Source organism: Sulfurimonas sp. (assembly GCF_026196735.1).
Lineage (GTDB): Bacteria > Campylobacterota > Campylobacteria > Campylobacterales > Sulfurimonadaceae > Sulfurimonas.
Genome location: NZ_JAPHUF010000012.1, coordinates 307,511 through 318,890, shown reverse-complemented (window position 1 = coordinate 318,890; position 11,380 = coordinate 307,511). Strand labels below are relative to the sequence as shown.

At 35.1% G+C, this 11,380-nt stretch carries 13 protein-coding genes; 1 reads left to right on the top strand and 12 read right to left on the bottom strand.

The window, feature by feature from the left end; all coding sequences use genetic code 11:
• Nucleotides 1-43: 43 nt before the first annotated feature.
• The 3 genes from OQK60_RS07870 to rpsB form a co-directional block, all read right to left on the bottom strand.
• Complete coding sequence (locus tag OQK60_RS07870) at nt 44-1,099, bottom strand: PAS domain S-box protein (protein ID WP_297685786.1); 1,056 nt, start codon at nt 1,097-1,099, stop codon at nt 44-46.
• A gap of 122 nt (nt 1,100-1,221) precedes the next feature.
• Nucleotides 1,222-2,274, bottom strand: a complete 1,053-nt coding sequence (gene tsf / locus OQK60_RS07865; RefSeq protein ID WP_297685783.1) for a translation elongation factor Ts — start codon at nt 2,272-2,274, stop codon at nt 1,222-1,224.
• Nucleotides 2,275-2,276: 2 nt separating this feature from the next.
• Entirely contained in the window at nt 2,277-3,071 is a 795-nt protein-coding gene (gene rpsB / locus OQK60_RS07860; RefSeq protein WP_297685781.1) for a 30S ribosomal protein S2, read from the bottom strand.
• A 355-nt stretch (nt 3,072-3,426) separates the two neighbouring features.
• On the opposite strand from rpsB, the gene OQK60_RS07855 reads away from it, so the two are divergent.
• Complete coding sequence (locus OQK60_RS07855) at nt 3,427-5,043, top strand: DUF3373 family protein (RefSeq protein WP_297685779.1); 1,617 nt, start codon at nt 3,427-3,429, stop codon at nt 5,041-5,043.
• Nucleotides 5,044-5,097: 54 nt separating this feature from the next.
• Here OQK60_RS07855 and bcp read toward each other — a convergent pair whose 3' ends face one another.
• The 9 genes from bcp to mqnP are packed head-to-tail and all read right to left on the bottom strand — an operon-like array spanning nt 5,098 to nt 11,365.
• Complete coding sequence (gene bcp, locus OQK60_RS07850; RefSeq protein ID WP_297685777.1) at nt 5,098-5,562, bottom strand: thioredoxin-dependent thiol peroxidase; 465 nt, start codon at nt 5,560-5,562, stop codon at nt 5,098-5,100.
• 23 nt (nt 5,563-5,585) lie between these two features.
• Nucleotides 5,586-6,161, bottom strand: coding sequence for a cytochrome b (locus tag OQK60_RS07845; RefSeq protein ID WP_297685775.1), 576 nt, complete (start codon nt 6,159-6,161; stop codon nt 5,586-5,588).
• A 50-nt stretch (nt 6,162-6,211) separates the two neighbouring features.
• A complete protein-coding gene (locus tag OQK60_RS07840) occupies nt 6,212-6,676 on the bottom strand; it encodes a DUF420 domain-containing protein (protein ID WP_297685773.1) in 465 nt (154 codons plus the stop codon).
• A gap of 5 nt (nt 6,677-6,681) precedes the next feature.
• Nucleotides 6,682-7,284 (bottom strand): DedA family protein, encoded by a 603-nt coding sequence (locus OQK60_RS07835; protein ID WP_297685771.1) that lies wholly within the window; start codon nt 7,282-7,284, stop codon nt 6,682-6,684.
• The gene (murG, locus tag OQK60_RS07830; RefSeq protein WP_297685769.1) at nt 7,277-8,299 is read right to left on the bottom strand and encodes an undecaprenyldiphospho-muramoylpentapeptide beta-N-acetylglucosaminyltransferase; all 1,023 of its coding nucleotides are present in this window, start codon (nt 8,297-8,299) and stop codon (nt 7,277-7,279) included. Before murG ends, OQK60_RS07835 begins: the two co-directional genes overlap by 8 nt.
• A 1-nt stretch (nt 8,300) precedes the next feature.
• Nucleotides 8,301-9,467, bottom strand: a complete 1,167-nt coding sequence (locus OQK60_RS07825) for an FtsW/RodA/SpoVE family cell cycle protein (protein ID WP_297685767.1) — start codon at nt 9,465-9,467, stop codon at nt 8,301-8,303.
• Between the two features lie 4 nt (nt 9,468-9,471).
• Nucleotides 9,472-9,990, bottom strand: coding sequence for a hypothetical protein (locus OQK60_RS07820; protein WP_297685765.1), 519 nt, complete (start codon nt 9,988-9,990; stop codon nt 9,472-9,474).
• Entirely contained in the window at nt 9,990-10,508 is a 519-nt protein-coding gene (locus OQK60_RS07815) for a hypothetical protein (protein WP_297685763.1), read from the bottom strand. Before OQK60_RS07815 ends, OQK60_RS07820 begins: the two co-directional genes overlap by 1 nt.
• On the bottom strand, nt 10,508-11,365 hold the full coding sequence (gene mqnP, locus OQK60_RS07810; RefSeq protein ID WP_297685761.1) for a menaquinone biosynthesis prenyltransferase MqnP: 858 nt from the start codon (nt 11,363-11,365) through the stop codon (nt 10,508-10,510). Before mqnP ends, OQK60_RS07815 begins: the two co-directional genes overlap by 1 nt.
• Between the last annotated feature and the right edge of the window lie 15 nt (nt 11,366-11,380).

Below are 11,380 nucleotides of genomic sequence, written 5' to 3'. Positions count from 1 at the left end.
ACCCCTCTTATTAGAAAATTATATAACAATTTTTAAAAAATCATCAGTTTATTTTTTGAACAACAACAATATAGAAGTTTGATGATGCTTTTTTTGAAGCTAAAAGCCGAATATCTACTTTTAGATTTACTTCTTTACCTTTGTCATCATACTTAATATTATAACTCATCTCTTTTATTAGCCCAAGATACTCTTTTGTTTTTTCAAATGATTGGTGCTTTACCAAAGGAGCTATCTGATCAAACATTATTTTTTCGTCTGAATCTTCAATATGAAACATCTCTTTAAAGCGTGGATTAGTTGTAATAAATTTACCGGATGCATTCATATATCCAATAGCTAAAGGAAAATAATCGAATCCGACTTTAATACTTGTAAGCTTGAGTTTTAAATCGCTGTTTTCCTCAATAAACTTTGTAATATCACTCCCAACAGCGATTACATATGTCTGTTCGCCTTTAATAATTTTTGATACCTGCCAATTTATTCGGTAGTTTTTACCATTTGAATCTTTGAGTGGAGTAACAAAATGCTGAGAATAACTATCTTTAGTTAATATGTCATTAAGATATGGGCTCAATTTATCTATATATGTAGGCATAAAAGTTTCAAAAAAATTCTTTCCTAAAACTAACTCTTTTTTCATTTTTACTAGATTTGAAAAATACTCATTCGTATCAACAATATTTCCGCCGCTATCAAGAACAATCATTATAGAATTACATGCTCCGCTAAAGTCATTAAAAGTGATATTATTAAAAAGTTCTTTTGTTGGAATCTGCATAAAAATAATTAAAAGCTGCTTCTGGTTATGATTGAAATGTACATTATATACCCCGTCAAATATATCAACATCATGAAGAGTATAAGAGTCCCTATGCTCTTGTTCATTATACTTATCGATTAACTTCTTAAGAGAGATTTCACTATCTGTCAAATCTACTTTTTTCTCTTTATCGGCTGATTTACGCTTTAAAACAGTCCCCATCGCCTGATTAATATAGGATTCAGACCACTCTTTTTTCTCATTTTCTTCTAGTAAAATTACGGGGTAAGATATCTTGTCTATTACATCAAAAACTAGTTGAGTGGTTTGCATTTTCATCCTCTAACATGACAATAGTAAATAAAGCATATTCATGTTTAATGACTCAATTATAGCAAAATATTTTTGTTTTGGAGGTGTGAAAGTTTATAAAGGGGGTTGGGTAAGCTAAAAGCTTAACCCATTTGTGCAGCAACTTCTGCAGCGAAGTCGTCTTCTTTTTTCTCGATTCCCTCACCAACTTCAAGGCGAACGAAATCTACAATCTCAGCAGAACCGCCAAGTTTTTTTGCTTCAGCCTGAACAGCTTGAGCTACAGTCAACTTGTCATCTAAAACATATTGTTGATCTAGAAGAGCTTGTTCTTGGTCTAGTAGTGTATTATCAAGGATAAAACGAGCTATTTGTCCAGGAACAATTTTGTCCCAGATTTGCTCTGGTTTACCTTGAGCTTTTAAAGCCTCTTTGATATCAGCTTCAGCTTGAGCCATAACTGCATCAGTAAGTTGCATCATAGATATGTACTGAGGTACATTTTTAAGAGGTTTTTTAAGACGAGATAGTTCTTCATTCTCTTTTTTAAGAGCTTCAATTCTACCTTTAGTCTCAGACTCAACATACTCAGGATCAAAATTTTTGTATGAAAGAGTTGTTGGCTTCATTGCAGATGCATGCATAGCAACATTTTTCAAAAACGGTTTCATTCCTTCAGCTGTTTTAGCGCTATCACATTTAGCTAAAACGATAACCGCAATACGGTTGTTTGAGTGAATATATCCATTAAGAGCAACAGTATCATCATCAGCTTTAAGTGTAGCAAAACGACGGATGTCGATTTTCTCACCGATTTTAGCTACTGTCTCAGCAAAGTATGAACCAAACTCTGTTGACTTGATAGACTCAACATCAGCAGGAGAAGTGCTGTAAATCTCTTCTGTAGTTTTTAAAACCAAGTTCTTAAAGCCTTCATTTTGAGCAACAAAATCAGTCTCAGAGTTAATCTCAACTACTGTAGCTTGAGAAAAGTCATCAGCTATTTTAAAACCAACAAGACCCTCAGCAGCAACTCTATCAGCTTTTTTAGCTGCTTTAGCAATACCGCGTTCTTTTAACCACTCAGTAGCTTTAGCCATATCTCCGTCATTTTCAACAAGAGCTTTTTTACAGTCCATCATTGGCGCATCAGTAGCTGCGCGTAATTCTTTTACTTGTGCTGCTGTAACTGCCATGATTATACTTCCTCTGTTGCTGCTGGAGCTTCTTCTGTAGAAACTACTGTTTCTTCTGCTGCTGGAGCTTCTTCAGTTGCTGCTACTTCTTCAACTTGCTCTTCTTCAGCAGGTGCATCTCTAAGAGCTTTACCTTCGTTGATAGCCTCTGTCATTTCACGACAAAAAAGTTGAATTGAACGGATTGCATCATCATTACCAGGAATTGGGTAAGTGATTAAATCCGGGTCACAGTTAGTATCTAATGGAGCTACAACCGGAATACCTAAACATCTAGCTTCTAAAACAGCAATGTGCTCTTTTACTGCATCAACAACGAAAAGCATATCAGGAAGTTTTTTCATATTACGGATACCACCGAAATATTGATCAAGTTTCTCTTTTTTTCTTGAAAGCATTAAAGCTTCTTTTTTAGTTAAAAGATCGATTTGACCATTTTCTTGCATCTCAGTAATGATATCAAGTTTACGAATAGATTTTTGAATAGTTGGGAAGTTAGTAAGCATACCACCTAACCATCTGTTATCTACATATGGCATACCACAAGCTATTGCTGCATCTCTTACAGAGTTACGAGCTTGTTTTTTAGTACCGACAAAAAGAACTGTATGTCCTTCAGCAGCTGCATCAACAACGATTTGGTAAGTGTTGCGGAAGTAACGAAGAGTTTTTTGTAAATCTATAATATAGATATTTTTACGAACACCAAAGATGTATTTTTTCATTTTCGGGTTCCAACGACGAGTTTGGTGTCCAAAGTGTACACCACATTCCAATAGGTCTTTCATAGTTACCATAGGTAATCCTTAAAGGCTGTTTTTTCAAGCCAGAGTTTTGTTAGTTAGCTTTGAGAATGTCGAACAAACATCTCTTAAAAAAGAGAGTTGCACTAACTTTTGACATAATCTGTTAATGTTTTCATATTCTACGACTGCAGTAAAGAAAAATCCGCGAATTATACTCAAAATATATTTAAATTAAGCTTTTTATGACTACACATACAAGTAACACTATAAACACATATATATTTATTTATTATAAAATTATCACAATTTAAAATAAGTTTTATATATTCTTGGTATAGTTATACACAACTTATAAAAAAGTATTATATTACTAAACAATGCTTTAATTATAAAAAAAGGGATTTAAATGAATAAACCACTACTGCTATCTTTGGCAGCTGCTGCACTTTTAAGCACTAACTTAAATGCACAGTCGATGCTTGAACGCTTTGAAGCTATGGAAAGAGAGATGAATCAGTTAAGGCAAGAGATTGCTGCACTAAAATCTTCTAAAATTGCTGCACCTGCAGACGAGGAAGAAGAAGGGGATGAGGAAGAAGAAGCATCTGATCAAGAGAGCTCCGATGATGAGGATGCTGTAAGAACTGTTGCTTCTGTTGAAGAGGATGAAGATGAAGATGAGGAAGATGGTGAAGACATTATTTCTGATGAAGAGCGAATCTCTGACCTTGAAGAGACAGTTTCTGAGCTTAACAGAAGAACATCTGGTTCTCATTTGAAGTTTAAAGTTGACTATAGATTTGCGATAGAAAATATAAACTATGAGATGGCTGATGGAAGTGAAGCTAAAAACAATGGTTTTATGACAAACAGACTCTGGATAGATATGGGCTATAAAGCGACAAACAACTTATCTTTTATAGGTCAACTTGCTTACAATAAAGCTTTTGGAGCTCGTTCAGGTACATCTGGTACAAATGCGTCGCTTGACGGTTTTGACTGGATAGCAAACGAAAATGCTTATGATGATCAAATCAGAGTTCGTTCAGCTTATTTCCTATGGCAAGAACAAGAATTTATGGGTCTAGATGTTCCTTGGACATTCAGTATTGGTCGTCGTCCATCAACTGGTGGTCATCTTGTAAATCTTAGAGATGATGACAAACCTAACTCTCCATTAGGACATTCAATCAATGTTGAGTTTGACGGTCTTAGTTCACAGTTTACTCTAAATAAAGAGTGGGGAACATCTGTTAAGCTTTGTCTTGGTCGCGGTATGAGTAACGCTGCTCCGAAGTTTGCAGGAACTCCTTATGCTGATAATGACGCTAATGCTAATCCGGATATGGACATTGCAGGTCTTATCTTTACACCATATGACGACAGACAATATAAATTTTCTGCACTCTACTACTATGCAGACAATCTTATAGATGTTAAAAATCCTAATGACTACTCTGCTGGTTTTGATACAGTCGGCGGTATGCATAGTGTAACTGCTTATTTTTCTATAAATGGTATAGGTAATGAAATCAGCGATTTCCTAGATGATACTACTTTCTTTATTAGTGGTGCAGCAAGTGTTACTAATCCTAAAGATGGAATGGCAATGCTTGGTTCTACTGAAACAGAAACTGGTACATCATACTGGATAGGTACACAATTTCCTTCACTTCTTACAGAAGACGGTAGATGGGGACTTGAGTACAATCACGGTAGTAAATACTGGAGAAGTATAACTTATGGTGAAGATACAAACATAGGTTCAAAACTAGCTGCTCGCGGTGATGCTTATGAGGCTTATATGACTGAGTACTTGGTAGATGACATTTTATCTATGCAGCTTCGTTATACATATATTGATTATAAATATAGCGGAAGTAATGGATTCTTTGGCGGATCTGCTGATGGAAGTACTGGTTCAGGAACACCATTTTTAATTAATAGCTCGATGGGTGGTAATGCTGCTAACTATGTAGATACAGCTCAAGATATTCGTCTATATATCAGATACAGATACTAATCTTAAACTATTGGTATCTACATGTAGAAATTTTCTACATGTAGATATAACTTCTTACTTTAACTCTTGTAATTTTGCTTTAACATTTGCTACATGATCTTTAACTCTGACTTTTTCAAAGACAGCTTTTACAATACCTTCTGGATTTATAATCAGTGTTGTACGAACGATTCCCATATACTCTTTTCCATAGTTTTTCTTTAACTGCCACACGCCATACTCTTGCATCATATTAGTTGACTCATCACTTAAAAGCGTGATACCCAACTCTTTTTTTTCTATAAAATTACGATGCTTTTTTGTGCTGTCTGCGCTTACACCAAGTATGATTGCATCAAGGTCATTAAAATCAGGCAGAGCCTCTGTAAACTCACAAGCCTCTGTTGTACAACCAGGAGTGTTGTCTTTAGGATAAAAATATAAAACTATCCACTTACCCTTTAAATCTCTCAGACATATTTCTACATCATCTTGGTTTGGCAGACAAAACTCTGGAGCTTTTTCATCTATTTTTATCATTTACACATTTTCCTTAATTTGCTTTAATCTATTTTTTTGCCGTGTATCATAGTAGATACAAGACCTTTTTCGTCCGTTGCATCTGCAACAAATGTGCCTGCAATATGAAGAGGAACAAAAACAGCAACCACATAAGCAACATTTTCATGTATATCTTTAATGCTTCCTGCAAAATCTTTACTCATGCCCAACTCTTGATAGAAGTGTATCCCTAGACCGCTTACAGTCATAAACAGCAATATTGCATAAAAAAGATAGTAAGATATTTTAACAGCTTTATGGTGCATATCTAAAGAGTCAAAATTTACCTTTTCACTTGTGTCTGCAAAAAATAGATAAATTCTATAAAGTACTAAAAATGCAAGTGCATACCCGAATATGATATGCCACTCCCACATACCGGCACGAACAGCTTTTGCAAGCATTTTTGCTTGTTCAGCCGTTATTTCTATACCAACCTCTGAGAGTTTTGTCATCAATATCTCAGAGTTTGTTCTCCAAGAAAGAAATGTTTTTCTCAAAAAGAAAGTAGCTAATAAACCTAAAATTACGATTGCATTTAGCCAGTGCCAAATTCTAAACTGAATTGTGTATTTCATCTTAACTCCTTTGTTTAGCTTAATTACAAGCTCTCTTTAGTGGACTATGCCTAATATACAAACATTAAAAAATAGACCCATATCCCTGTCAGTGAAGTCAGTACAACTCCAGCAAATGTAATCAGACCCACTTTTCTATGTGTATAAGATTGTATCATTTTTTTGGCTCTAAAGATAGCAGCCGCCCAAATTATCAATGTAATTATTGAGATAGCTATATGAAAAATTAAAACCATAAATGCATAACTGTAAGAGACTGAACTCTCGTGCATAAAAGCATCAAAGCCACCGCTAAGTCTTACGCCATACTCAAAATATGAAAGAACAATAACAGAAAAAGCAAATATAAATATTTGAATATATGAGTGAGCTTTATAATGTTTGTTTCTGGCTAGCGATATTGCACCGGCTACCAAAAGAGGCAATAGCGCAACTATGAGTGTCACTATATCCATAAAAACCGGAGCACGAGTGCCTAAAAACCCTGCATTAAACATTTCATTTAGATGGCTCATTTATTTTATCCTTTTTTTCTTTTTTGAACACTATAATACCAAGAAGCCAATAAAACTAAGGCAATAAGCACAGTTATAGTTATCTGTTTTAAGTACATACTAATAAGTTCTTCATTTTCGCCTATAAAATATCCAAGCATTACGAGAATCAAAGCCCAAAGTCCTGCTCCAAGCGCAGTGTATGTAGAAAACACCGCCAAATTCATTCGAGCAAGCCCTGCGGGTATTGAGATAAGCTGACGGATTCCGGGAATTAGCCTTCCTATAAAAGTAGAGATATGTCCATGCTTGGCAAAGTAGCTGTCCATCTTATCTAAAGCATTCTCTTTTATAAAAAAATATTTTCCATATTTGGCAAGAACTCTTCTTCCAAGACTAAGAGCTAAGTAGTAGTTTATTAAAGCTCCAACCATAGACCCACCCAATGCACTGGCCATTATCATACTAATGCTCATGTCACCTTTAGATGCTAAGTAGCCAGCCGGAACAAGGACTACTTCGCTTGGGAATGGTATAAATGAACTCTCAACCGTCATAAGCAAAAAGATGCCCAAATAACCCCACTCAAATATCAAATCTACCAAGTCTTGTGCTAATTCTCTAATCATTTATAACCTTTTGCACATCTTGAATCATCTTTTTAGCTACATCTTTGTTAGCGTACTCTAAAAGTGCCCTGCTCTTATCTTCAAGTTCTTCATTTAAAATAGAAATTAGTTTAGCTTTTAAATCTTCACTTTCTCTCTCACACCAGCCAAGGTTATTATCAACTATAAATCTTGCATTGTAAAACTGATGATCTGCTGCGGCATATGGATATGGGATAAAAAGAGCCGGTAATCCGTTTGCACAAAGTTCCCAAAGTGTACTTGCTCCTGCACGGCTTACTGCCAAATCAGCACTGCTTATTAAAGTATGCAGCTCTTTTGTAAAGGCGTAAAGTTCTACATGTACATCTAAGGCTTCATACTCTTTTTTTACTCTTTGAAAATCTTTTTCACCGGTTTGATGAATAATTTTAATGCCCAAATCTTTAAGCTCTTTAGCAACACTCAAAGCTAAATCATTAATAGCCTTGGCTCCATGAGAACCGCCAAGAAATATGATAGTTTTTAGTTCTTTTCTAACTCTGGCGTTTGCAAAAAACTCTTCTTTTAGCGGATAACCTTTTATAGGCGAGTTCTTATCATAAGCGGATATAAATCTTGTAGAAAATGGTTTTAGTATTGAGTTTAATTTTCCAATTACGGCATTTTGTTCATGCATAAAAAGAGGGATAAACCTGCTCAAACTCGCCATTGATGCCGCAGCAGCAGAGAAACCACCAACACTGTAAGTCGCCACAATTTTATGTTTTTTCAAGATAGCTCTTGAGATGAAAAAGGCTTTAAAAACTTTATACAGTGCTTTTAGTTTACCAAATCCTTTTTGGTTTACTACGCCTGTAGTTTCTAAAAAATATACATGTGAAAAAGCGCTGTGTTCTTGGAAGTATTTTCTATCTTGTCCGCTGGTTGAGCCTATAAATATCACTTCATGCCCATCATTTACCCCAGCTTCTACCAACGCTTCTGCTATCATCAAATGACCGCCTGTTCCACCGCCTGTAATACATAACTTCATATCAATCCATCTTCGCTTTTTTTGATGCCATCAAGACCATGCCGACTCCGATTGAAGCAGCTATTATAGATGAGCCGCCGTAGCTTAAAAATGGAACTGATATCCCTTTTATGGGGGTAATCCCACTAATTCCATAAGCATTAACCAAAAATGAAAATGAGAGTAAAAGTCCAACACCGATACTAAAGAGGTAAAGTGAAGAATTTTCCACACGGTTTGCTATTTTAAATATTCTTTGAAGCATCCACAAAAATATAAAAACAACAAACGAAACTCCAATAAATCCAAACTCTTCAGCTAAACCTGCTAAAACAAAATCTGTATGGACTTCACTTAAAAAACCAAGTTTAAAAGTTCCGTTTGAAATACCTGTGCCAAAGAAACCACCGTTATGAATTGCATTTAGTGAGTGTCCTATTTGATATGGTTCTTCTACTGTCGGAACTCTTAACTGTTCAGCGATTGAGGCCGGTAAAAGTTCCAAAACACTGTTTTGTGCCAGCGCCCACCAAGATTTTATACGAAGTATTCTGTGTTCTGCTGTAAAAATAAAAAATATAAAAAACATCAATGCGCCCGCAAGCAAAGTCAAGAAAAACCTAAAACTGCTTCCTGCAAACATAAGCATAAAAAGAAGAGTAAGCCCAAGTACAACAACTTGTCCTAAATCATTTTGAACAAAAGCAATAACAAACATTGCTCCTATAAAAACAACTCCGTACGGTGCAAATCTAATGTATTCTTGTTTTATGCCCATCCCGTCATGATGTCCAAGTTTTCTAGAAAAACTCCATGCTAAAAAATATACAAAGCCAATTTTAAAAAACTCAACAGGTGCCAAAGAGAATCCAAACAGCTTTATCCATCTTTTTGCTCCACCAACCGCAGATACTAAAAACTCTGGTAAAAACGGCATCGCAACCATTAAAATTGCTGAACCGATAAATAGAGAAAAACCTATTGGAGCTAATAGTTTATCGGGGTTTCCTTGAGACAATAACCAAATTATTAGTATGCTCAAAAAACCAAAAGCCGTTTGTCTGATAGCAAAATGAAATTCGTTTACATCAAAGAGCAGCGTTACATAGGTAGATAGAGAGTATGTCAAAACAATACTTATGCCTATAAGTATAGATACAAGTGTAAATAGTTTTCTATCTGCTGTCAATATCTTACTTTATTTTGTTGATTTTTAAAACAAACTCAACTTCAGCTTTAGATATATGTAACTCTTTTGAGATAGTCTCAAGAGGAACTCCTTGCTTAAATAGTGAGATGATTTTTTCATCATCATTACCATGAACAGAAGATGGTATAGATATTTGCTTAACACCGCTCTCTAAAGATGAAATTCTAGAGTCTATGTGTTCATCTATGCTTTGAACACTCTCTTCTAATCGCTTTAAACCAAGTGAGATAGGTTTAACCATATCATAAACAGTTCTTTCTACTTCTTGATAAATATCATCGTCACTCATACGACTGGTGTTGCTTTTTATATTTTTTTGAGTATCAGAGAGTTTTTTCTTAAGATAAAAAATCTCTCTGTTTAACTCTTCTGCTACTGTTGCTACTGAACGAATATTTTTGTTATATTCAGAGTCTTTGGTAAAAACATAATAGATAAGGTACAAAATCATTGCCGCCATAGCAACAACTAGATACTCTACACTTATATAATCTAAATTCATTATCTATTCTCTCTTGCTTCTCGGATAAGTACTCTTTCTCTTGCGGTCAGATAAGCACCCCACTCTTTCTCATCTCTATCATGTATTTTGGTTATTTTTGCCAAAGATTTATCAACTGCTTTAAAAAAAACCGGTACATCTCTTTTTGGGTGAACAGGCATCTCTACTCTTGCATAATAGACCATGCCTTCTTCTAAAATATCGCTTGAGAGTTTAAAGTGTTCAAACCCTATGGACTCTATCTCAACCTCATTTTCCAAAGATAATCTTTTTGGCTCTTCATTTTTTATGAATCGTTCTAATCCATCTATCTTTCTATGCAGCTCTACCATAAGGTTCAGTAATACCGGGTCTGTATCTGCAGTATCACCTTTTGCGCGTGCGAGTTTTAGCCAGTGACTTATTGGATCATCATCACTTTCACTTAGCTGCTGATACTCTTTTAAAAAAGCTTCTTCATCTACATTAGCCTTACTAAAAACTAAACTGATTGGTGCATTTACTAAACGAACACTCATTATAAAACCTTATCTAAAACTATTAATATAAAAAATGCAATACCAAGATATCCATTGACTGTAAAAAAAGCTTTGTCTATCTTAGTAAAATCTTTTCTAACCAGATAGTGCTCATAACTAAGCATTATAGCACTTAAGATTACTGCAAAATATGCAAAACTTCCTAATTCTGCCGTCCATGCAAACATTCCCCAAAACACTATGGTTAAAACATGAAACAAGGCTGAGAGTAAAAGTGTGGCTTCGTGACCATACTTAGATGGAATAGAGTGCAGACCTTTTTCTTTATCAAACTCCATATCCTGTAAAGAGTAAAGAAGATCAAAACCGGCAACCCAAAAAATAACACCAAGGCTAAGCATAACTGACCAAGGTGTAATTTCAGCTAGGACCGCTACAACACCGGCAATTGGAGCAAGACCAAGGGATATTCCTAAAACTACATGTGCCAATGAAGAGAAGCGTTTAAAATATGAATAGCTTCCAAGCACTAAAAGAATAGGAAAACTTAGATAAAAAGCCAAAGGGTTTATAATATATGCAACTGCCACAAAAACAAAAGCATTAACAAGAGTAAAGATCATAATGCTTGTGCCGTCTAATCTTCCATCAACATTTGGTCTTGAAGAAGTTCTTGGATTTTGGGCATCTACATCTCTATCTGCAAATCTATTAAGTCCCATTGCAAAATTTCTAGCACTTACTGCGGCAAAGACTCCCAAAATAAGCAGAGTGAACCCAAACCAACCATCTGCAGCAACTATCATAGCAATAAAAATAAATGGAAGTGAAAAGATAGAGTGTTCAAACATTACCAATTCGTTAAAATCTTTTATTTTATTTATATATCGTTGCAATCTTGACCCTTTGTA

Excerpts from the sequence above, each read along its gene's own strand:
- OQK60_RS07870 (WP_297685786.1), bottom strand. The coding sequence starts at position 1,099 with ATGCAAACCACTCAACTAGTTTTTGATGTAATAGACAAGATATCTTAC.
- tsf (WP_297685783.1), bottom strand. The coding sequence starts at position 2,274 with ATGGCAGTTACAGCAGCACAAGTAAAAGAATTACGCGCAGCTACTGAT.
- rpsB (WP_297685781.1), bottom strand. The coding sequence starts at position 3,071 with ATGGTAACTATGAAAGACCTATTGGAATGTGGTGTACACTTTGGACAC.
- OQK60_RS07855 (WP_297685779.1), top strand. The coding sequence starts at position 3,427 with ATGAATAAACCACTACTGCTATCTTTGGCAGCTGCTGCACTTTTAAGC.
- bcp (WP_297685777.1), bottom strand. The coding sequence starts at position 5,562 with ATGATAAAAATAGATGAAAAAGCTCCAGAGTTTTGTCTGCCAAACCAA.
- OQK60_RS07845 (WP_297685775.1), bottom strand. The coding sequence starts at position 6,161 with ATGAAATACACAATTCAGTTTAGAATTTGGCACTGGCTAAATGCAATC.
- OQK60_RS07840 (WP_297685773.1), bottom strand. The coding sequence starts at position 6,676 with ATGAGCCATCTAAATGAAATGTTTAATGCAGGGTTTTTAGGCACTCGT.
- OQK60_RS07835 (WP_297685771.1), bottom strand. The coding sequence starts at position 7,284 with ATGATTAGAGAATTAGCACAAGACTTGGTAGATTTGATATTTGAGTGG.
- murG (WP_297685769.1), bottom strand. The coding sequence starts at position 8,299 with ATGAAGTTATGTATTACAGGCGGTGGAACAGGCGGTCATTTGATGATA.
- OQK60_RS07820 (WP_297685765.1), bottom strand. The coding sequence starts at position 9,990 with ATGAATTTAGATTATATAAGTGTAGAGTATCTAGTTGTTGCTATGGCG.
- OQK60_RS07815 (WP_297685763.1), bottom strand. The coding sequence starts at position 10,508 with ATGAGTGTTCGTTTAGTAAATGCACCAATCAGTTTAGTTTTTAGTAAG.